Genomic DNA, 21,709 nt, shown 5'->3' on the forward strand with positions numbered 1-21,709 from the left:
AAAACCCCGCATCGGCGGGGTTTTTCTTTGTAGCAGAACTCATTAGTTAGCCGCAGGCTGATTACTCTTCCCGTCACTGCTCGCCGTCTGGGCTGCTGCTTTTTCGCTAGCCGCCTTATCAGCCGCCGCCTTTTGTTCAGCCGCTTTCGCTTTCTCCGCCGCCGCCTTGTCGGCTTTTACTTTCTCTTCTGCGGCTTTTGCTTCAGCTGCTTTTTGCGCCGCGGCTTTATCGGCGGCGGCCTTATCGGCCGCGGCTTTATCTGCCGTAGCCTGATCCGCTTTAACGTTAGCATCATCCGCTGCTGGCTGTGGCTTAGCTGGCTGTATTTGAGGTTGTGGTGCGGACGCAGGCTGCATCGGCGTGCCCTGCAGCGCGCTGTTTAACACCTGAGCAAACTGATCCCATGCACAATAGCCATTGGCATCAGCCTGACAGCCTGTGAGCTGTAGCGTCACGCGCTTCGGTGGATTTTTAAGGCTGAGAGAATCGCCATCGCGCAGTTGATCGGCAGTTTGATAAACGTATTCGACCTTCAACAAATCCTTGTTATTTTTGGCATCGTGCCAGCGTTCAAATACGACCTGCCCGCCAATCGGCGTTTTTTCAAAGGTATCCGGCAGTTCGTATGATTTAACCTGCAGTGCACTTAATAACGAAGCGATGTTGGAATCATGCCCCACCATCAGCGTCACTTTTGGCGCGTTCGCTTTGTCCTGATCCACTAACTGGCTGCGGATATAATCCACCAGTGGCGCGGCAACTTCACGTGCAACATCCGGGCTGGTGAATAAAGCATCCTGATAACCGTTTTTGATGGCTGACAGCTCTTTCCACTGCTCAGGCGTTTTGATTTGTCCCCATGCCACCTGTTCAAGCGGGAAACCCTGGTAATATTGCAGTGTAAAGGCATCCATCAGTGAGTTACCCACTTTTAGCGGGCCGCTGACATTCGGCTCTTTGCCGTTTTCGGCGCTGAACGTATTTTCAGCGTTGCTTAAATCACACTGTTTTTTATTATCGCAGGCGGGTGCGGATTTATAATCGACAATCTTTTCCAGGCGCTGGAAAGCGGGTTTTAGCGACAGCTTTTCATTCGCCGCCGCCATTGCAGCCAGTGCTTTCTTGTTAAACTCTTCGCTGTTATCCGTAATCACGGGATTAAAAACGGGATCCATGGTGCCCATCGCGTCCTGATGCGTGACGGCAATATCACATCCAGGGAAAGCGCCATTCACAAAAAACTGGGCGGTTGCGACGGTGCGCTGCAGGCTGTTGGCGTAGACAAAAACGTTGTCACTGTCAGGACAGCTGCCATTTTTTATCAATCCCTGTTGAGCCAGCCACTGGCGCGTATAGCTGCCCATATAGACTTCCAGCACGCCACCTTTCGTGGTGAGCTCTCCGCCCGGCACATCCCACTGCGGCCAGCTTTTTTTGGTCGACTGCGCCAGTACGCTGCCGTTATCCGCCAGCGGTGCACGTAAATTATGACGACTCAACATCAGCACTTGCTGTAGCTGCATATCGCCATCAGCAGCCTGCGCCACCGTTCCGATTGGTAATGCAGCGAGCACCGACAATGCGCAAAGACTCAGTTTCTTGATCATTGTGCCTATTCCATTTATTCAGTAGAGAAACACTCAGGCTATCAACCGATTAGCTTATATCGAGCGAAGTGCTACATAGTGTAACTCAGCTCGCCGCAGAAAAGCGCCAGGTGTTTGCAAAAACAGTTAGTGGACTATAGCAGAGTTGCCAGCGGCTGTAGCAGAGGTGACAGCAGTTTGAAAAGCAACAGGATGTTTTTCAGATTCCCTGAAGGGAAAGGCAGAAACGAAACAGGCCAGCACTGCGTGCTGGCCTGTAGAATATGGCGGAGGAGGAGAGATTCGAACTCTCGGATGGTTTCCCATCGGCGGTTTTCAAGACCGCTGCCTTAAGCCGCTCGGCCACCCCTCCGTTTTGAAACTATTTACTGCAGAAAAACATGACGTGTCATGTTCCTGCCACTTCATTGCATTAAGCTGATGAAGTGGCGGAGGAGGAGAGATTCGAACTCTCGGATGGTTTCCCATCGGCGGTTTTCAAGACCGCTGCCTTAAGCCGCTCGGCCACCCCTCCGCAATGAGGCGCACTATAAACATCCCCTGAGAGATGTAAACCCCAGAACAATTCGTTCGCCTGAAAAACAGCCAAATAATTGTTATCTGTTGTCAAAATCACCACTTTGCTCAAACAATTAGCGCGTTTACGCGTAAAGAAGGGTAAAACGCCTTTTACCGCTTTGTTGCACTGCGTATTCTCAGCGCATATTTGGTGTTCTGCTTACAGGAGCGCAACAATGGAAAGAATAGTCTCGTCTTCATCGCAGCAGTCGCTGCTCAGCACGCACAGAGTATTGCGTAATACCTATTTCCTTTTGGGCATGACACTGGCTTTTTCTGCAGTGACCGCAACGGCCAGTACCCTTCTTGCCCTGCCCGCGCCAGGCTTAATATTAATGCTGGTGGGTTTTTATGGTCTGATGTTCCTGACGTATCGCCTGGCTAATAGCCCAATGGGTATTCTGGCGGCCTTCGCTTTCACCGGTTTTCTTGGCTACTGCCTCGGCCCTATTCTCAGTTCATTTCTGACTGCGGGTATGGGTGATGTTATTGCACTCGCTTTGGGCGGAACGGCTCTGGTTTTCTTTTGCTGCTCAGCTTATGTATTAACGACCCGCCGTGATATGTCTTTTCTTGGCGGCATGATGATGGCCGGCTTTGTGGTGCTGTTGGTCGCTGTGGTTGCCAATATTTTTCTGCAACTGCCTGCGCTGCACCTGGCGATTAGCGCCCTGTTTATTCTGTTTTCGGCAGGCGCCATTCTTTGGGAAACCAGCAACATCATTCATGGCGGTGAAACCAATTACATTCGCGCCACTGTGAGCCTGTATGTGTCGCTGTACAATATTTTTGTCAGCCTGTTGAGCCTGCTGGGTTTCGCCCGCAGCAACTAACCGACACCTCCGGTTCATGACAAAACCCCGCTTCGCGGGGTTTTGCTTTTTCTGCTGTGCAAATTTGATAAAATATGCCGTCATTTGTCGTGGGGAAATAACGTGAAATTTAACGGTAACGAAATTGCAGTCGATGCCGAAGGGTATTTAAAAGATCGCAACGACTGGAGTGAAGCACTGGCGGCACAGATTGCCGGGCAGGAAGGCATCGAAATGAGTGAAGCTCACTGGGAAGTAGTGCATTTTGTTCGTGCATTTTATCTGGAGTTTAACACCTCACCTGCGGTGCGAATGCTGGTCAAAGCCATGGCGCAGAAATATGGCGAAGAGAAAGGCAACAGCCGTTATCTGTTTCGTCTTTTTCCAGAAGGCCCGGCCAAACAGGCAACAAAAATTGCCGGTCTGCCAAAACCGGCGAAGTGTCTTTGATTAGCGTGTGGTGAATGACTGAGGAGGCTGTGTTAGCTGGTGCGGTTCCACTAACACTTTATCGACGTGTGCACTGCGTGGGCCGCCTGATTTTAACCAGTCAATTAACGCATCAACCTGTTGCGGTTCGCCATACGCTAAGACTTCTACACTGCCGTCAGCTAAATTTCGCGCGTAACCCGTTACGCCAAGTTTGTCAGCCTGTGACTGCGTACTGTAGCGAAATCCAACACCTTGTACCTGGCCGTGTACCCAGATTTTAAAACAGGTTGCTGACATTTTTCTCTCCTGCTGCTGTTCGTTGCATTTTCCTGTTATCCACCGGACAATGGCGCCTCATTTTTTCAGGTAAGCATAGCAAACTATGACAGTTCGATTGATTCTCGCCAGGGGACGTGAAAAATCCCTGCTCCGTCGCCATCCATGGGTATTTTCGGGTGCGGTCGCACGTATGGAAGGTAAAGCCCAGCTGGGTGAAACTATTGATGTCTGCGACAGCAATGGCAAATGGCTGGCTCGCGCCGCCTGGTCGCCCCAATCGCAGATTCGTGCCCGCGTCTGGAGCTGGCAACCCGATGAATCTATCGATATCGCCTTTTTTGTGCGCCGTTTCGAGCAGGCGCAGCAGTGGCGTAAATGGCTGGCCGAGCGTGACGGTCTCGACAGTTATCGCCTGATCGCCGGTGAGTCAGATGGTTTACCGGGTGTGACAATCGATCGCTTTGGCAATTTCCTCGTGCTTCAGTTACTTTCTGCCGGTGCCGAATATCAGCGTCCGGCGATCATTTCGGCGCTGCAGCACTGTTTCCCTGAATGTGCGATTTACGATCGTTCCGATGTGGCCGTACGTAAAAAAGAGGGGCTGGAACTGACGCAAGGTACCGTGACCGGCGAATTGCCACCGCCGCTTTTACCTGTTACCGAGCATGGTATGAAGTTGCTGGTGGATATTCAGGGCGGTCACAAAACGGGTTATTACCTTGATCAGCGTGACAGTCGTCTGGCGACACGTCGCTACGCCCAAGATGCGCGCGTACTGAACTGCTTCTCCTACACCGGTGGCTTCGCTGTTTCAGCCTTAATGGGGGGATGCCGTGAAGTGATCAGTGTGGATACTTCGCAAGATGCGCTTGATGTTGCCCGTCAAAACGTTGAGCTGAACGGTCTGGACGTTTCCCGCGCGCAATTTCAGCGCGATGATGTGTTTAAACTGCTGCGTCGCTATCGCGACAACGGTGAAAAATTCGATCTCATCGTTATGGACCCGCCTAAGTTCGTTGAAAACAAGAGCCAGTTGATGGGTGCCTGTCGCGGATATAAAGATATTAATATGCTGGCGATGCAGTTACTGAATCCGGGAGGCATTTTAATGACTTTCTCCTGCTCCGGTTTGATGGCAACTGACCTGTTTCAGAAAATCATTGCTGACGCGTCGGTCGACGCCGGGCGCGAAGTGCAGTTCATTGAGCAGTTCCGTCAGGCCGCCGATCATCCCGTTATTGCCAGCTATCCAGAAGGTCTTTACTTAAAAGGTTTTGCTTGTCGCGTAATGTGACTTGAAAAACGTGTCCGTGACGCCATATTGATCACAGGGCAAGTTTTTTGGGAGGTCACAATGATTGCCAGTAAATTTGGAATTGGACAGCAGGTTCGTCATCGCCTTTCTGGCGTATTAGGGGTTGTCGTTGATGTCGATCCCGAATACTCGTTAGATGAGCCAAAGCTGGAAGAAGTCGGTGCGACAGAGACATTGCGCAGCGCACCGTGGTATCACGTAGTCATGGAAGATGAACATGGCGCTCAGGTACATACCTATGTCGCTGAAATTCAGCTTTCCGGTGAAACCACGCATGAGCATCCGGAACATCCTTCCCTGGATGAACTCGCTGCTTCGGTGCGTAAGCAGTTGCAATCACCGCATTTACGTCATTAATTCAGGGCGGCAGCAGACGATGCCGCCTTGCTTATCTGTTTTTAGCGGCAATGCCCAGACGCGGAATTTCTATTTTTGGACAGCGATCCATAATCACCGTCATCCCCGCATCCTGTGCCAGTACCGCAGCCTGTTCGTTAATCACGCCTAATTGTAGCCACAGCGTATCCGCACCAATCGCTATGGCTTCCTGCGCAACACCCCATGCTGCTTCAGAATGGCGAAATACATCGACCATATCGACTTTACCCGGAATCTCCGCCAGGCTGCCGTAAGCGGTTTGACCTAACAATGTTTTCCCCGCCAGTTTTGGACTGACCGGAATAACGTCGTAGCCTTGATTGAGCAGATACTGCATTACGCCATAGCTTGGACGCTCAGGGCGATCACTGGCACCTACCAGCGCAATACGTTGGGTACGAGCCAGCACGTCACGGATCGTTTGATCATTCATTTTTATCTCCTTTGGCAACAGGTTGATTGTAGTGTGTGCATTTCTGACCCGGATCAATTGAGGCAGAATTTATTGGCTCGCTGCACGAATAAATATGTTCAAATGTAAATTTACTGCCATAATGTAAGAATTTGCTACATCCATCCCTTGCGCCCTTCCGGAGTTGAAATGAAGCTGTTGCTGGCTGTCACGGGGTTAATTACTCTCCTCGTCACGGCGTCGTGTTCTGCCATTACTTTAAAGCTCGATCCACAAATCGATCTTTTGGTGTTGGATGGCCGGAAAATTTCCGGTTCTTTGCTCAAAGGCGCCGATAGCTTAGAACTTGACCGTGGCCAGCATCAATTCCTGTTTCGTGTTGAGCAGTTACGCGATGACCGTAAAGACACATCGTTGCGCTATCAGTCGGTGCCGATGATTGTCACGTTTCATGCTGAAGCCAAAACTATCGCTATTCGCCTGCCTGCGCTGGTTAACAAACACGATCGTCACCGTTTTGATCGTACCCTGAATTTTCAGTTGGTGGATGAGCACGGCAAAGAAATTTCCAGTATTCGCGATCGCCTGCCCGCGAATTCAGACAGCGATGTGGAAAATGCGATGCTGATTTATAACCGTGACGATAAAATTGCCTCAGTACCGCAGTTCGCACAAACAACCGCGACTGCCCCAGCAGCACAACTCACGGCCGATCTCGCCTGGGCCGATCAGCCTGAAATGCCTACTATCAAACGCTGGTTTCAGCGTTTCGATGAAGCCACACGCCAGCAATTTCTCAATCTGGTCAAAATGTTACGTACAAGTTGATAGACAGGAAAGGCAAGAGGTAAACTCGTGCAACCGATTACTGCGCGTGTGACATCATCTGGAAGCCCTATGGAACAAACTGTTCGTACTCTTGGCGTAAAAAAACATATCGCACTGGTTGCCCATGACCACTGTAAAATCACGCTTCTTGAATGGGTTAAGCAAAATCAGCCAGCCCTGGAGCCCCATGAGCTTTACGCGACAGGCACCACGGGCAATCTTATTAACCGTCATACCGGGCTTAATGTGAATGCCATGCTCAGCGGCCCAATGGGCGGCGATCAGCAAGTCGGTGCGATGATTGCTGAAGGAAAAATCGATGCGTTGATATTCTTTTGGGATCCGCTAAATGCTGTGCCGCATGACCCGGACGTTAAGGCCCTGCTACGTCTCGCAACCGTGTGGAATATTCCTGTGGCGACGAATCGGTCAACAGCTGACTTTATTATTCAGTCACCGCTCTTTGCTCAGGCAATGGATATTCAAATCCCTGATTATCAGCGTTACTTAGCGGATCGCCTGAAGTAACTCAGGCTTTACGTAAAACCGGCACGCCGAGTTCACGAAAGTGATCAACAAACACAGAAGGCTGCATTTTGTCATATATCAAAAACACCTGCTGACGCGCCCGCGTCAGCGCCACGTAAGCCAGCCGACGCTCTTCTGCATCGGGAAACGCTTCCGGTTGCGGCAGCAGGCCCTGTTCCATAATCGACTCGCGCGCTTCAGCCGGAAACCCCTCTTTGCCTTGCTGCAGGCCTAACAAAATAACGTAATCTGCCTGCTGTCCTTTGCTGGCGTGAATCGTCATAAAGTCGAGTTTGAGCTTCGGCCATTTAGTTTTAGCCTTTTCAGTGATATCGGGGCGCAGATGGTGATAACGCGCCAGTAGCAGCACACGCTCGTCTGGTTTGGCATAGCCGCTTAATTTATTCAGCAGCGGCTCAAGTTGATCTTCAGGTAGTAATGCAATCGATTTTTTATTGCCTTTGCTCAGGCTGTTGAGAGGTTTACGCAACTGATGCGGATTTTGCTGAACGAAGCGGTTAGCAATATCGCCAATGCGTTCGTTAAAGCGATAGGTGGTATCCAGAAAACAGCGATCGCCCTCGCCAAAATAGTGATGAAATGCGGTGGTCAGACTCATTTCAGCACCGCTAAAACGGTAAATGGCCTGCCAGTCATCTCCCACAGCAAACAGCGTAGTGCGTTTATTCTGTTGCCGCAGCGCGGTCAGCAAGGCGGCACGCTGTGGAGAAATATCCTGAAACTCGTCCACCAGAATATGTTTCCACGGGCTAATGAAGCGGCCTTTTTCCAGAATAGCGATAGCCTGGTGAATCAGACCAGAGAAATCTACCGCGCCCTCTTCTTTCAACGCGCTTTTCCAGGCTTTAAGTAGCGGAGCCATTAATTTCACACGTTTACTAAACAGATCGCGTGCGGCTTCAGGCACGTCAGCAATCATCGCAGCCTGCGCGCCACCGTGCATTCTCATCAGTCCGAGCCAGCGATCCAGTCGTGAAGCCAGCCGTTTTGCCAGCCGGTCATCTTGCCAGAATGCCCCTTCTGGCACCTCCCATTCCAGTTCATCGCGCAGCCATTGCCGCCAGCCATTAGCGTGCGCTTTTTTCTCATCGCACTGTTGCCGCCAGTGCGTTAGCAATAGTTTCTGTCGCGCATCAACATCACTTTCTAATTTACTGACGATCGGCTGTTTATTACTGCCTTCACGAATAATATGCAGGGCTAAAGCGTGGAATGTGCGTGACTGAATGTCGCTGACGTCAAGGCGAGACTGAATGCGCTCATTCATCTCTTCTGCCGCCTGGCGACCAAACGCTAGCAATAAAATTTGATCGGGCGTCGCGAGTTTACGCTGTAACAACCATCCTGTCCGCGCCACCAGCACTGACGTTTTACCGCTTCCTGCCCCTGCCAGCACCAGCAATGCATCTTCACCATTGACCACGGCTTCGCACTGCGCAGGATTGAGTGGCGAAGTTTCAACAGTGGAAAAGAAATCGTGGTAACGATCGCGTATCTTCGCGGTCCAGTCGCGATTGCGCTGTGCCAGGGCCGCCTCACCCTGTTCCAGCCAATGCTGACAGAACGCGGCATCTTCACGCAGATTTTCAAATTCATTCAGGCGTGACAGTGGCAGCGGCAACGCATCAAACTGCTTGAGGATTTTCTCTTTTAAGTCACCTGATTCACTGCGTTTCAGCCAGCGATCTTGCTCGCTGAAACCCTCAATATCCAGACGCAGCGCATGAAGTACTTCATGGCACACGTCGCTCATTTCGAGGCTCCAGCGTTGCCACGACTGCATAAGATAGTGATGAAAACGTTGCGTTTCCTGCCATTCAGTGCCGTGCAGGCGCACCACTTTATCGTCTGCCAGCAGGAATTCCAGTTCGCCCCAAACCAGGCCTCGTTTACAGGTGATATTTAGCAATTGATTGAAGGGGATCAGATATTCATGCTTATCACCGCTAACGTCAACGCCAGCGGGTAACAGGCGAACCCGATTATAAGGATGTTGAGCAAGCCGCTTGCCCATGGAGGTTGCTTTCAGTTCCACGTCCACACCAACGACTAAATAAAAGATTAAGCGAAGTCTACCTGTCAGACTCTTAACGCTCCAGCCCTAAAACAGGCTAAACTTGGCGACACATCTAGCAGAATGCAAAAGGAAAAGCTGAGTATGCGCACCGTTTTAAATATTCTTAACTTTGTCCTCGGGGGTTTTATCACCACGCTGAGCTGGCTTTTTGCTACGCTGGTGACCATCGTCCTGATTTTTACTCTTCCTCTGACCCGCTCCTGTTGGGAGATCACTAAACTTTCGCTGGTGCCATTCGGTAATGAAGCGGTGCATGTTGATGTGCTGCGTCCGGACAGCAAAAGCCACATCCTGAATGCCGGGGGCACTTTTTTAAACATTTTCTGGCTGGTTTTCTTTGGCTGGTGGTTGTGCGTGGCGCATATTTCAGCCGGCATCGTTCAGTGCCTGACGATTATTGGCATTCCTGTTGGCATCGCTAATTTTAAAATAGCCGCGATCGCGCTATGGCCTGTCGGTCGTCGTGTTGTTTCGGTTGAAGAGGCGCGTGCAGCACGCGAAGCCAATGCCCGTCGGCGCTATTAATATGATGTCGAAAACGCTGCCCGGTTGGCGGCAATATTTGTTTAACAGCAGCTGGCGCTATCTGCTTCGTATTTTCTTTGCGTTGGCCGGGTGCGCTGCGGTGCCGTGGTGGCTGCATCAAATTGAGTGGACAATACCGCTTACGCTGGGCGTGGTAGCCGCCGCGCTGGCTGACTTAGACGATCGCCTTACGGGTCGCCTGAGAAACCTCCTGATTACCCTGCTCTGTTTCTGTATCGCATCGGTTTCCGTCGAATTACTGTTTCCCCATCCCGCCGCGTTTATTGTTGGCCTGGCGCTCTCCAGTTGGGGGTTCATCCTGCTGGGCGCGCTGGGACAGCGTTACGCTACCATCGCCTTTGGTGCCCTGTTAATTGCTGTCTATACCATGCTGGGCATTGAGCTTTTCCTCCAGTGGTATCTACAGCCGATGCTGCTATTGACCGGTGCGCTCTGGTATAACCTGCTGACGCTACTGGGCCATTTGATTTTTCCGGTGCGCCCGGTGCAGGAACAGCTTGCTGGCAGCTTTTCCCAGCTTGCCCGTTATCTGGAGGCGAAAGCTAACCTGTTTGATCCTGACGTCAGTGAGCAAAATGATGCCACGTTGATTAATACCGCCATGGTGAACAGCCAGTTGGTCGCCCAGCTTAATCTGACCAAAACCACCTTACAAAGTCGTTTGCGCGGCGATCGCGGTTCGCGCGGCACACGACGAAGCCTGCATTACTATTTCGTGGCGCAGGATATTCATGAACGCGCCAGCTCTTCGCATCTGCAATATCATTTACTGCGTGATGACTGGCGTTACAATGAGATTTTATTTCGCTTCCAACGCTTGCTTAATATGCAGGCCCAGGCGTGTCGCCAGTTAGCTCAATGCATTTTATTACGTGAGCGGTGGGAGCATGACAGTCGCTTCGAAGGTGCTTTTGAGCGCCTGCAAAAAGCGATTGAAAGGCTGGAACAGCGCGAACCGGAAGCGGCGCACATTCGGGCCTTGCACTGGCTGTTGCGCAATTTACGCGCTATTGATGCGCAGCTCGCGTCGATTGAATCTGAACAGGCGTTATCGGGCGACGATCCCCAGCACAGCGATAATTTGCTTTCTCGTGAGGGATTGAGTGGCTGGAGCGATATCCGGCTACGCTTTAGCCGTCATTTATCCCCTGCTTCTGCTCTGTTTCGCCACGCCGTGCGTGTATCCGTCGTGCTCTGTATCGGCTATGGATTTATACAAATTACCGGCGTTGAGCGCGGTTACTGGATCCTGCTTACCAGTCTGTTTGTTTGCCAGCCAAACTACAATGCCACACAGCGGCGTCTGGCATTGCGTATTGCCGGGACGCTGGCGGGTGTTGCGATTGGTTTACCTGTTTTGTGGCTGGTGCCGTCCGTTGAAGGCCAGTTGATACTGATTGTATTGAGCGGTGTCCTGTTTTTCGCATTCCGCCAGGTGCAATACGCTCAGGCGACGCTTTTCATTACCTTGCTGGTGTTGCTGTGTTTCAACCTGCTGGGCGAAGGATTTGAGGTAGCGTTACCGCGCGTTGTGGATACGCTTTTAGGCTGCGCACTGGCATGGTTTGCTGTGGCTTTTATCTGGCCAGACTGGCGCTTCCGTCAGCTGCCTGCGGTCGCTAAACGAACTCTGAACGCCAATTGCCGCTATCTTGACGCCATTCTGGAACAATATCATCAGGGTAAAGATAACCGGCTGGCTTACCGTATTGCCCGGCGCGATGCCCATAATGCTGATGCGGAACTGGCTTCCGTGGTATCGAATATGAGCAGCGAGACGCGAACGCGTCAGGGGCTGCGGGATTCGGCTTTTCAGTTGCTCTGCCTGAATCACTCATTTCTGAGTTATATCTCGGCGCTCGGCGCACATCGTGACAAGATTATCGAATCAGACCTTCTGACGTTACTGGATGACACCGTTTGCTTTGTTGAAGATATTTTGCAGACAGAGACCGTGAGTGAATCTCAAGCCGAAGCGATGCGTGCTTCGCTCGCGCAACGTATCAGTGAACTGGCTGCAGATGCTGATACGCGCGCGCCGCTGGTGTTGCAACAACTGGGGTTGCTGGTTGCGCTGTTACCCGATATTGCGCGCCTGTGCCGCACGCTGGAAAAAGTTAACGACCCGAACCTTCCCGCTGAAAGGCCTGCTTAACGGTTGCGTTATACCAGTCACTCAACTCCGCCTTTACCGCATGCGGTAAGGCGGCCTGATGATGGCCTGATATCGCACCCTGCAGCGCCAGCAAGGTTTTAAAACCGACATGCTGGTTTATCGCTTTAAGTTTAAGCCAGCTCTTCTTGGCTCCTATCTCACAGAGATGTTTAACCGTACAAATTCCTGCTTCGCGCAGCATCATCTCAATACGCAGGCTGAGATTAGGAAGATCCTTTAATCGCAGTGCGTTATGTCTGGCTTTTAATTCAACCTGCGCCGCCTGCAGCGAGGCCGCCGACAGCGTAAGGAGATGTTCGGGGTTACGCCACAGCGCCTCGTCCACTTTGAAATAATTAAGGCTGACGGGGATGCCGCGCTTGCGAAAAACCAATGTTTCTAACGGTCGTTCAGCAACATATTCACGCAGAGCTTCGCAGGCTCGCAGGTAGAGTCCCTCTTCATTAACTAAAGCAAAAACGACCTGTTCAACCGCTAAGGCATATCCGCCAAACTGGGTACGAGACTCAATTTTCCCTAACGGTGCCAGTTGTACTCGGGACCGTTCAACAACCTGATGATGTTTCTTCACTGGACCACCTCCTTGTACGAGAAATTTCTTAAAAGCTAACATATTCAGCCAGTTAAAAGATAAGAAAAAGCCGTAACAGGTTCAATTAATAAATGCAGGAAGGGCTGAGTTTGTCTCTGTTTTGCGGGATGTTTTCAGAAATTTGGGTTGATCTTTATCCACGATGACATTACTGTATATTCATACAGTCACTGCTGAGTAAGTCACTTATGCGAACACAACATACCAACAATACACGCTATGCTCATCATTATGCGTCTGCGTCCAGGCCAGCGCAAAATAGCGGCTGGATAACTGAATTACGCTATAGCGAGCAGCCGGGTATGATGCAGATGTTGTTGTTGCCATTGCTGCAGCAATTGAGCCAACAGTCGCGCTGGCAGTTATGGTTAACCCCTGCACATAAGCTCAACCGAGCCTGGCTGCAACAGTCAGGGCTGCCGCTTGAGAAGAGTATGCATATTGCTGATTCTGATCGCTTTACTGCGGTTGAAAAGATGATTAAAGCATTGCGCAGCGGTAATTACAGCGTGGTTGTCGCATGGATTCCGTATGAACTGGGAGAAGAAGAGCGACGCGAATTAGAACGAGCAGCCACTGAAGGTGAAGCCCTGGGGCTGATTTTACGTTCAGGCACGCCCTCAGAATCGCCACTTCGACCACGAAATTCGAGAAAAATTCAGTCTGATTTGTTTCATTAAGTAAAAATGGGAATTTTCTCAGGTTAAATATCTTACCGGATATCGCTAAGCCACTGATTCTGCTCCGTCCAGTATTGACAATGGCTTAGCCGCTTTTTGCCCTTTTCCTCCCTGGCAAGAATGCCATGTTAATCGTTAGAATTTATGTATAAAACGCTGTTTATTTACAGTGGCGCCTCACATCATACTTGTAAGTTTCCAATCTCGTTGTAGACTTTATCTCGCCAGGGTGCTCAATAACCTCCGTTTTTTTCGGTAGAGTCATAAGCGAGCGTTTTACCCGGCGAAGGATTAAACCAAGAGCAACTTTTTTGCTCATTGCCTATTTGGATGATAACGAGGCGCAAAAATGAAAAAGACAGCTATCGCAATTGCAGTGGCACTGGCTGGCTTCGCTACCGTAGCGCAGGCCGCACCGAAAGATGACACCTGGTACACCGGTGCCAAACTGGGCTGGTCTCAGTATCACGATACTGGTTACTACGGTAACAACTACGTGAACAATGACGGTCCAACTCACGAAAGCCAATTGGGTGCGGGTGCATTCCTGGGTTACCAGGCAAACCCATACCTGGGCTTCGAGCTGGGCTATGACTGGCTTGGTCGCATGCCTAACAAAGGCAACGTAACCAACGGCGCATTCAAAGCACAAGGCATTCAGCTGGCTGCTAAACTGAGCTACCCAATCGCTGACGATCTGGACGTGTACACCCGTCTGGGCGGTATGGTATGGCGCGCTGACTCTACGCAGCAAAACGTTGCTACTGGCAACCGTATCAGCGACCACGACACTGGCGTTTCGCCACTGGCAGCCGTTGGTGTTGAATACGCTCTGACCCAGAACTGGGCAACCCGTCTGGACTACCAGTGGGTTAACAACATCGGTGACGCAGGTACCGTTGGTGCACGTCCTGACAACGCCATGCTGAGCGTAGGTGTTTCTTACCGCTTTGGCCAGGATGAAGCTGCTCCGGCTCCAGCCCCAGCGCCAGCGCCAGCTCCAGTGGTTGAAACCAAGCGTTTCACCCTGAAGTCTGACGTACTGTTCACCTTCAACAAATCTACCCTGAAGCCAGAAGGCCAGCAGGCTCTGGATCAGCTGTACAGCCAGCTGAGCTCAATGGATCCGAAAGACGGTTCCGTTGTTGTTCTGGGCTTCACCGATCGCATCGGTTCAGACCAGTACAACCAGGCTCTGTCTGAGAAGCGTGCTCAGTCTGTTGTAGATTACCTGGTGTCTAAAGGTATCCCGTCTAACAAGATCTCTGCACGTGGCATGGGCGAATCTAACCCAGTTACTGGCAACACTTGTGACAGCGTGAAAGGCCGTAATGCCCTGATCGACTGCCTGGCACCTGATCGTCGCGTAGAAATCGACGTTAAAGGTATCAAAGACGTTGTAACTCAGCCACAGGCTTAAGTTTACACGTAATAAAAACCCCGCTCAGGCGGGGTTTTTTTATGCCTTTCGCTGACTGAATCGGTCTAACAGCGAACAGAGTGGCTATTCGTTTTCTGAACCTGATTTACCTAAAATGGCTTGCAGATCCTGTTTCAGGCTTGTCATCTGCGTCGCATATTTTTCCTTACGCTCGGCATCTTCAATCAACTGGACTATTGTCTCAGACAAGGTGTTATTTCGACGTTGTGCTAATCCCGCCAGTCTTTGCCAAACCAGATATTCTAAATCGATCGATTTCTTACGGGTATGCTGATGCTCAGCATTAAAATGACGTTTGCGTCGTGCACGTATCGTTTGCTTAAGCCGGTTTTCAAGATCGGGATGGATATGCTCTGCAATCCAGTTACCTACCTCAACGGGATGGTTTTCCATCGCCAACAGCACATCAACCGCAGCCCGTGCAGCACTTAATTCAAGGTGACGCGTGATCAGTTCACCTTCCCGATGCTTTTTCACCAGGTATTTCCACTTCCATCCACATTCAAGATTTTCGAGTTGCTGGTATTTCATCGGAATCTCATCGTGATCACGTAACAAACTAAGAATAACAGCTTTTTTCCTGGATGCAGCAACGAAAAGCATGTCGCCAGCGTCACATCTTCTGTTGGAACTCCACAGTGCTTAACAGGGGTGATTACTGTATAATCTCGCTTTTCTTAAATCAGACAAATGCGATTATTTTGACCAGCTCCCAACTTACGTGGCAAAACCTACAACCGGATAGCTCGCAATACCTGTCCGTTTTTTCCCGAATTGCTGACGAAGAGACCGATTCACTGGCATCGGTTCAGCCCCGGCTGCTCAATGCCCTGGCGCATTTATATCATCAATCGCAAGGGTTTCCTCTGCTACTGGTACGTAGCCAGGAAAATAGTGACTATTTATCGCTTATCGCGCAGGCAGCACAACGCTTTGCAGGTTCTTCAACCACCTTGTTTGGCGGTGATTATCATATCATTGCCGATAACGTGACACTGCAACCGCCGACCGATCCGCAGCGTCCTTTCACCCGACAAGGCGAAATTCATTTTGCTGAGTGGTTTGAAATGGAACAGCTCTTTGGCTCTGTCCGCTTGCATAAAGATCGCATTCAGCTTGAACCCGGCCTGATTCACCGTGCTAACGGTGGCACGCTGGTGCTGGCGCTGCGTTCTTTTTGGCGCAGCCGCTTTTGTGGTTGCGGCTAAAAAAATGCGTCGAACAAGGTTACGTTGACTGGATTTCACCTGATGAACGTCGTCCGCTGCCGGTGTCTGTTCCCCCTCTTCCGCTCAAGCTGCAGCTGGTACTTTGCGGTGATCGTGAAGCATTAGCTGAATTTCAGGCGTTAGATCCCGAAACGCATGAAATGGCCATCTACACTGAATTTGAGGAAAATATTCAGGTGCTGGATGAAGACGATATGCTGGCGTGGTGTCGCTGGAGTGCTGATTTGGCGCAGCAAGCAGGTCTGCCTTTGCCTGAGGCGGACTTCTGGCCTGAGTTAATCAAAGAAGGCGTGCGGTATAGCGGCGATCAAGAAACACTGCCACTCTGTCCGCGTTGGTTGCTGCGCCAGATGCGCGAATCGGCACTGATGGGCGAAAACCTTAATGCCGAAGCGTTACGTGATGCGCTCGATGCTCGCTTGTGGCGTGAAAATTACCTCAATGAGCGGATGCGCGATGAAATCTTGCTTAAGCAGATTTTAATCGAGACAGAAGGCGAAGTTGTCGGACAGATCAACGGTCTGTCGGTCATTGAATATCCTGGCCATCCGCGTGCCTGGGGTGATCCTTCTCGCATCACCTGCGTCGTGCATCCGGGTGACGGCGAGTTTATGGACGTCGAGCGTAAAGCAGAACTGGGCGGTAATATTCATGCCAAGGGCATGATGATTATGCAGGCTTATCTGATCGCTGAACTTGAACTTGAACAGCAACTGCCTTTTTCTGCGTCGCTGGTATTCGAGCAATCTTATTCAGAAGTTGATGGCGATAGCGCCTCGCTGGCTGAATTGTGCGCCCTGATCAGTGCGCTGGCTAATCAACCGGTTAATCAGCAGATTGCAGTAACAGGATCGGTAGATCAGTTCGGCAATGTTCAGCCCGTCGGGGGCCTGAATGAAAAAATCGAAGGCTTCTTCGATATCTGCCACCAGCGTGAACTTACGGGCCAACAGGGCGTGATTATTCCTGCCTGTAACGTGCGCCATCTTTGTCTGAATCAGGACGTTGTCACTGCGGTTGAGCAAGGCCGTTTCCACATTTGGGCCATTGATCGTGCGGATGAAGCGTTACCTTTATTAACCGGTAAAATCTGGCGTACTGAAGATGGCGAAGGCGAAAGCCTGCTGCTTACCATTCAGGATCGCATCAGCCAGCTCAATCAGCCAGATACGCCACACCGTCCATGGCCGCTACGTTGGCTCAACTGGTTTAACCACCGTTAATCCGATTTGCTCAGCGTACAACTGTTCGCTAGTATTCGTGATTCACTAAAACAAGGCTTATTGAAAACATGGTAGATAAACGCGAATCCTATACCAAAGAAGACCTGATTCTGTCTGGTCGCGGTGAATTGTTTGGCGAAAACGGACCACCGCTTCCGTCAGGCAACATGTTGATGATGGACCGCGTGGTCAAAATGACCGAAGACGGCGGTAAATTTGATAAAGGTTTTGTCGAAGCCGAGTTAGATATCAATCCTGACTTGTGGTTCTTTGGCTGTCACTTTATCGGCGATCCCGTTATGCCTGGCTGCCTGGGCCTCGACGCCATGTGGCAGTTAGTGGGCTTCTATCTGGGCTGGTTAGGTGGCGAAGGCAAAGGCCGTGCTCTGGGTGTGGGCGAGGTTAAGTTCACCGGTCAGGTGCTGCCTGAAGCGAAAAAAGTCACTTATCGCATTCACTTCAAACGTGTAATTAATCGCAAACTGGTTATGGGCGTGGCGGATGGCGAAGTCTTCGTCGACGGCAACCTGATCTATACTGCAAGCGATTTAAAAGTCGGTCTGTTCAAGGACACTGCTGCGTTCTGAGACCTGAAAATGAAAACCTCCGCCTTTTGCGGAGGTTCCTTCCCTTTTCTGTGACATCCGGCTAGGCAATGGCTGCCGACCTGTCCTCCATAGCTTGCCGCCAGCCTCCTAACCAGTGAGACTTAGCGTCAACCAGTTGATACGGACACATCTCTTTTGAGCGTCCAGTGATGCCTGCTTGATAACCTCGTGAATGGGCGCGCTCAAGGCGGTCTCGTTTCTGTCTCTTCATACTCCGTGTCCCTCATATCAGGCCTGTGGAATCTGGTGGAAAGAAAAAGGTGGCGAATTAATGTTCAACCACTCTAATGTTCTACCTGCTTGAGCGAGAAAGATCAATGCGCAAAATTCACGCCAATGTCATAAATGTGACCTGAATCCGACAAAAAAATGTCGATTTGTGACTCAGTTAATGGTTCTATCTTGCTGATTCGTCTATCAAAAAAAGCCCTGATTAACACACCAATAACATCATGATTAATCAAGGGCTTAGATAAATAATCAAACTAATCCTAATTTGCTGCCACAACGCTGCTGGCTATTTGTTGTGCTGCCTGCTGCCAGCCAGTAGAAAGCGTTCTGACTAAAGCATCATAACCATCTTCGTTTTGCGGCAGCATAAGATTAAACGCGTGTTTCGTTAACCTTCCTTGATGTTCAAGCGTCCATTCGCCGCTGATGATTGCCTGCCCGTCATAACGTCCCTGAAAGCCAGTGACCGTAACGTTCAGCGTGTCATGCTGCTCTCCTAACGGTGAGCCTGAGACTAATCTTCCCGGTAACGCTTTGCTGAGATTAGTAATCAGCGTTTGCTGTAACTGTTGATCGAGCGGACTGGCCCACAGATTATTCGCTGCGATAACATATTTCACGTCACTGGTTTGATAAACCAATCCGTTACCCGCCAGATAGTCGGGCACTGTCACCTGCTGAACCCACAATGTCGGTTGTGGTGATGCAGCCTGGCTACTGCTGCTCACGTGCATTGAGGCCGCCCCGGAGGGCAGCTGATAATAGGTGGTATCAATGGTGCTACTGCATGCGCTCAGCGCGAGTGCAGCAAGAAGTGTGAACCCTTTTTTCACTGTTTCGCCCTCTTTGGCTGGGGATCCTGTCCCGGTTTGGCTTCAAACACCAACGCATTGCTCTTACTGTTCAGCGTTTTCAGTACCGGTTGCAGTTCACGCAAGACCTGATCCAGGCGCTGCATATCTCCCACCAACTTACTGTAAGCAGGTGACCCTGGCTGCAGACCTTTCATACTCCGATTCAGCTCACGCAGGGTTTGCTGCATATCTTCCGGCAGCGTTTTCATTGCCGGGCTGCTGGTAACCTTGTTGATATTTTCAATGGTACGTTGCAGATCGCGCATGGTGCGCTGGCTCTCTTTCAGCGTACCGGTTGCCTGATTAAGCAATCCGTTCAGCGGCAGACCGTTGATTTTGTCCAGCGCAGCCATCAGTTTCTGTTGAATCTGGCTTAAGCCACCGCTGACGGTTGGGATCACTTCATAACCCAATATCTTATTCGGCCCCTTATAAGGTGCCGCATTTTCGTAAAAATCGAGATCGACATAAAGTGAGCCTGACAGCAGGTTGCCGGTTTTCAGCGTTGCGCGCAGCCCACGCCTCTTGCCATCCTGCAGATGTTGCTCAAGATCGAAATTCTCGCCGAGTCGACTGATAAAGCGGTCCGGCTCTATGCGGATCAGCACAGGAACGCGATAATCATCATTAAGCGCCTGATTTTCTCCCCCTTCATAAACGGCACTTCTGCAACGGTCCCCAGACGAATACCGCGGAACTCAACCGGCGCGCCAACCTGCAGGCCACGGATCGAGTCAGTAAAATACATCAGATAGTCGATATGATTAGTGTAGAGCGAGTCCTGGATGCTACGCTGATCATCAAACAGATGATAATCCGCTTTGTTCTCAGCAGCTTTACCTAATTCCCAACCCTCTGGCACGTCAAAGCTCACGCCCCCGCTGAACAGGGTCGTTAAAGAGCCCATCTCAACGCGCATGCCTGACGCAGACATGTCAACCGCAATGCCGCTGTCTTTCCAGAAGCGCACGTTAGTGGTGACAAGGCGGTCATAGGGGGCAGAGATAAATAACTGATAGGTCATCATTCGTTTATCTGTGTCGAAGCTACTGGTTTCGACCGTGCCGACACGGTAACCACGGAACAGCACGGGATCGCCCGGGTTAAGCTGACCTGCTTTTTTACTGTCGAGCGTAATACGAATACCTTTGGCATCAGGCGGCGCCAGCGGTGGCGCATCCAGCAACGGGTATTGTTCAGGCTGTTCGTTTTTACTGCCGGGTTGCAGTTCGATATACGCCCCGGAAAGCAAGGTGCCCAGGCCGGTAATGCCCTCTCGCCCGACTTGTGGTTTCACCACCCAAAACACGCTGTCGCCGTGTAGCAACTTTTCCATACCGGAATTCAGGCGTGCTGTGATTTCAACATGATGGAGATCATCCGTCAGCACTGCACTCTCTACCACACCGACATTCACGCTGCGGCTTTTGATGGCAGTTTTGCCCGCTTCAATGCCCTCTGCATTTTCCGTAATCAGGGTAACTCGCGGCCCTTGATGGCTAAAGTGATAGAACAGAATCCATCCGCCAATCAACAGGGTAACAACAGGGACAATCCAGACCGGCGACCATCGCTTGATCTGCTCTACTTTTGCATGGCCAGGGGGTTAGTTTCCGTCAAGCCGCAGCTCCTTTATTTTATTTTCGCGTTCACGATCCCAGGTCAGGCGAGGGTCAAAAGTCATCGCGGCGATCATGGTCAAAATCACCACCAGCGCAAATAACACCGCCCCCCATGCAGGATACACACTCATTAACTGCCCCATACGCACCAGCGCAGAGAGCACAGCAATCACAAACACGTCGATCATTGACCAGCGGCCAACAAATTCGACCACCTCATAGATAAAATGCATTTTGTGGCTGTCGCGGCTGCCGCGTCCGCTGGCATCCCAGCACAGCCAGCCAATCGCCAGCATTTTCAGGGTAGGTACCATGATGCTGGCAATGAAAATCACCAGCGCCACCGGATAGGAGCCGTCACTCCAGAGCAAAATAACCCCGGCCATGATATTTGACGGGCTGGCCGTCCCCAGCATCTCAGTCACCATGATGGGCAAAATATTGGCAGGAACATAAAGCATGACGGAAGTCATCAGCAGCGCCAGAGTCCATTGCAGGCTGTGCTTACGCCGGGCGTGAGCAATAACCCCGCAGCGGGTACAGGCGCGCTGATCGACAGGCAACACCGCCGTACAGCAGGGACAAGACCGCAAGCCCTGACGAAGACCGGTGACGCCTACTTTTGGTGGGTTTTGTAATGCAGGCGTTGGTGCAATCTGTTGCCATAGCCAACGGCGGTCAACGCACTGGAAGGCACGCAAATGCAACACGCAAAACAGGCACCACGGCCAGAAACTGGTTTGCAAACCTATTTCACCATAGGCCATGAGCTTGACGAAGCTGACCAGCACGCCGGCCATAAAAATCTCGGCCATACCCCAGTTGCGAAGCTGAAACAGAATGCGGGCCAGTATGCGTTTCAGGCCCACAGGCAAACGGACTGGGTTGACCAGCAGAATGATCGCCAGCATACAAAAGGCGGGAATGGCCTGCACAAACAGTAAAAATAGCGTGGCGAGACTGCCGTAATCCTCAGTGACCATCACCCGGGGAATTTGCATCAGCGAAATCTGACTGCTGATCCCCGCCACTTTCATATTGATAAAAGGAAAAAGGTTCGCTAACAGCAGCATAAAAAGCGCCGCCAGTGCATAGCCGGTGGGGCGTTTGCGCGGCTCGTGCCAGTTTGCCGCCAGGTTAGTATGGCAGCGCGGACAGGTCGCACGGCTGCCAACAGGAATATCCGGCAGCTTTACCATTAAATCGCACTGTGGGCAAAGTATCCACGCGCCAGTTTTATCTGCTGAACACATCCTCTT

General features: G+C 51.1%; 20 protein-coding genes, 2 tRNA genes and 2 pseudogenes. 12 read left to right on the top strand and 12 right to left on the bottom strand.

Features of this window, described 5'->3' with window-relative positions; translation table 11 throughout:
- Positions 1-42 precede the first annotated feature (42 nt).
- The 3 genes from agp to O3W44_RS06315 all read right to left on the bottom strand — a co-directional run bounded on the left by agp (position 43) and on the right by O3W44_RS06315 (position 2,122).
- Entirely contained in the window at positions 43-1,608 is a 1,566-nt protein-coding gene (agp, locus tag O3W44_RS06305) for a bifunctional glucose-1-phosphatase/inositol phosphatase (RefSeq protein ID WP_269292409.1), read from the bottom strand.
- A 264-nt stretch (positions 1,609-1,872) separates the two neighbouring features.
- Positions 1,873-1,960, bottom strand: a tRNA-Ser gene (locus tag O3W44_RS06310).
- Positions 1,961-2,034: 74 nt separating this feature from the next.
- Positions 2,035-2,122: transfer RNA gene (locus O3W44_RS06315), tRNA-Ser, on the bottom strand.
- 220 nt (positions 2,123-2,342) lie between these two features.
- Between O3W44_RS06315 and yccA the strand changes: the two genes are divergently transcribed.
- Positions 2,343-2,999 (top strand): FtsH protease modulator YccA, encoded by a 657-nt coding sequence (yccA, locus tag O3W44_RS06320; protein WP_269292410.1) that lies wholly within the window; start codon positions 2,343-2,345, stop codon positions 2,997-2,999.
- Between the two features lie 102 nt (positions 3,000-3,101).
- Positions 3,102-3,428 carry a sulfurtransferase TusE gene (gene tusE / locus O3W44_RS06325; protein ID WP_269292411.1) on the top strand — a complete coding sequence of 109 codons (327 nt, stop codon included), beginning with the start codon at positions 3,102-3,104 and terminating at the stop codon, positions 3,426-3,428.
- Here tusE and yccX read toward each other — a convergent pair whose 3' ends face one another.
- The gene (gene yccX / locus O3W44_RS06330) at positions 3,429-3,707 is read right to left on the bottom strand and encodes an acylphosphatase (RefSeq protein WP_269292412.1); all 279 of its coding nucleotides are present in this window, start codon (positions 3,705-3,707) and stop codon (positions 3,429-3,431) included.
- Positions 3,708-3,792: 85 nt separating this feature from the next.
- On the opposite strand from yccX, the gene rlmI reads away from it, so the two are divergent.
- Positions 3,793-4,983, top strand: a complete 1,191-nt coding sequence (rlmI, locus tag O3W44_RS06335; protein ID WP_269292413.1) for a 23S rRNA (cytosine(1962)-C(5))-methyltransferase RlmI — start codon at positions 3,793-3,795, stop codon at positions 4,981-4,983.
- A gap of 60 nt (positions 4,984-5,043) precedes the next feature.
- Positions 5,044-5,361: a heat shock protein HspQ gene (gene hspQ, locus O3W44_RS06340; RefSeq protein WP_269292414.1), complete on the top strand. Its 318-nt coding sequence runs from the start codon at positions 5,044-5,046 to the stop codon at positions 5,359-5,361.
- 31 nt (positions 5,362-5,392) lie between these two features.
- Here hspQ and O3W44_RS06345 read toward each other — a convergent pair whose 3' ends face one another.
- Positions 5,393-5,815, bottom strand: coding sequence for a CoA-binding protein (locus O3W44_RS06345; RefSeq protein ID WP_269292415.1), 423 nt, complete (start codon positions 5,813-5,815; stop codon positions 5,393-5,395).
- Between the two features lie 168 nt (positions 5,816-5,983).
- Here O3W44_RS06345 and O3W44_RS06350 point away from each other — a divergent pair, with 168 nt between their 5' ends.
- Complete coding sequence (locus tag O3W44_RS06350; protein WP_269292416.1) at positions 5,984-6,622, top strand: YccT family protein; 639 nt, start codon at positions 5,984-5,986, stop codon at positions 6,620-6,622.
- Positions 6,623-6,691: 69 nt separating this feature from the next.
- A complete protein-coding gene (gene mgsA / locus O3W44_RS06355; RefSeq protein ID WP_269292417.1) occupies positions 6,692-7,150 on the top strand; it encodes a methylglyoxal synthase in 459 nt (152 codons plus the stop codon).
- A 1-nt stretch (position 7,151) separates the two neighbouring features.
- Here the strand turns inward: mgsA and helD are convergent, their stop codons facing one another.
- Positions 7,152-9,206 (bottom strand): DNA helicase IV, encoded by a 2,055-nt coding sequence (helD, locus tag O3W44_RS06360; protein WP_269292418.1) that lies wholly within the window; start codon positions 9,204-9,206, stop codon positions 7,152-7,154.
- Positions 9,207-9,329: 123 nt separating this feature from the next.
- Between helD and O3W44_RS06365 the strand changes: the two genes are divergently transcribed.
- Positions 9,330-9,773 carry a YccF domain-containing protein gene (locus O3W44_RS06365; RefSeq protein ID WP_269292419.1) on the top strand — a complete coding sequence of 148 codons (444 nt, stop codon included), beginning with the start codon at positions 9,330-9,332 and terminating at the stop codon, positions 9,771-9,773.
- Position 9,774: 1 nt separating this feature from the next.
- Positions 9,775-11,949 (top strand): YccS family putative transporter, encoded by a 2,175-nt coding sequence (gene yccS / locus O3W44_RS06370; RefSeq protein WP_442954613.1) that lies wholly within the window; start codon positions 9,775-9,777, stop codon positions 11,947-11,949.
- Here the strand turns inward: yccS and O3W44_RS06375 are convergent.
- On the bottom strand, positions 11,912-12,541 hold the full coding sequence (locus tag O3W44_RS06375) for a TfoX/Sxy family DNA transformation protein (RefSeq protein WP_269292422.1): 630 nt from the start codon (positions 12,539-12,541) through the stop codon (positions 11,912-11,914). The two genes, yccS and O3W44_RS06375, sit on opposite strands and share 38 nt — an antisense overlap.
- A gap of 209 nt (positions 12,542-12,750) precedes the next feature.
- Here O3W44_RS06375 and sulA point away from each other — a divergent pair, with 209 nt between their 5' ends.
- Positions 12,751-13,242: an SOS-induced cell division inhibitor SulA gene (gene sulA / locus O3W44_RS06380; RefSeq protein ID WP_269292423.1), complete on the top strand. Its 492-nt coding sequence runs from the start codon at positions 12,751-12,753 to the stop codon at positions 13,240-13,242.
- A 349-nt stretch (positions 13,243-13,591) separates the two neighbouring features.
- Positions 13,592-14,662: a porin OmpA gene (gene ompA / locus O3W44_RS06385; protein WP_269292424.1), complete on the top strand. Its 1,071-nt coding sequence runs from the start codon at positions 13,592-13,594 to the stop codon at positions 14,660-14,662.
- Between the two features lie 84 nt (positions 14,663-14,746).
- Here the strand turns inward: ompA and matP are convergent, their stop codons facing one another.
- Entirely contained in the window at positions 14,747-15,214 is a 468-nt protein-coding gene (gene matP, locus O3W44_RS06390) for a macrodomain Ter protein MatP (RefSeq protein ID WP_269292425.1), read from the bottom strand.
- Between the two features lie 53 nt (positions 15,215-15,267).
- Between matP and O3W44_RS06395 the strand changes: the two are divergent.
- Positions 15,268-17,135: pseudogene (locus O3W44_RS06395) on the top strand (AAA family ATPase).
- A 68-nt stretch (positions 17,136-17,203) separates the two neighbouring features.
- Positions 17,204-17,722, top strand: a complete 519-nt coding sequence (gene fabA / locus O3W44_RS06400; protein ID WP_269292426.1) for a bifunctional 3-hydroxydecanoyl-ACP dehydratase/trans-2-decenoyl-ACP isomerase — start codon at positions 17,204-17,206, stop codon at positions 17,720-17,722.
- A 61-nt stretch (positions 17,723-17,783) separates the two neighbouring features.
- On the opposite strand, the gene rmf is transcribed toward fabA, so the two are convergent.
- From rmf to pqiA, 4 genes and pseudogenes are all read right to left on the bottom strand, one after another.
- Positions 17,784-17,954 carry a ribosome modulation factor gene (gene rmf, locus O3W44_RS06405; RefSeq protein WP_269292427.1) on the bottom strand — a complete coding sequence of 57 codons (171 nt, stop codon included), beginning with the start codon at positions 17,952-17,954 and terminating at the stop codon, positions 17,784-17,786.
- Positions 17,955-18,234: 280 nt separating this feature from the next.
- Positions 18,235-18,807 carry a membrane integrity-associated transporter subunit PqiC gene (pqiC, locus tag O3W44_RS06410; RefSeq protein WP_269292428.1) on the bottom strand — a complete coding sequence of 191 codons (573 nt, stop codon included), beginning with the start codon at positions 18,805-18,807 and terminating at the stop codon, positions 18,235-18,237.
- Positions 18,804-20,407: pseudogene (gene pqiB / locus O3W44_RS06415) on the bottom strand (intermembrane transport protein PqiB). Before pqiB ends, pqiC begins: the two are co-directional and overlap by 4 nt.
- Before the next feature lie 27 nt (positions 20,408-20,434).
- Positions 20,435-21,703 (bottom strand): membrane integrity-associated transporter subunit PqiA, encoded by a 1,269-nt coding sequence (gene pqiA, locus O3W44_RS06420; protein WP_269292429.1) that lies wholly within the window; start codon positions 21,701-21,703, stop codon positions 20,435-20,437.
- Positions 21,704-21,709 lie beyond the last annotated feature (6 nt).

This window comes from Pantoea sp. LMR881 (assembly GCF_027157825.1).
GTDB lineage: Bacteria > Pseudomonadota > Gammaproteobacteria > Enterobacterales > Enterobacteriaceae > Pantoea > Pantoea haifensis.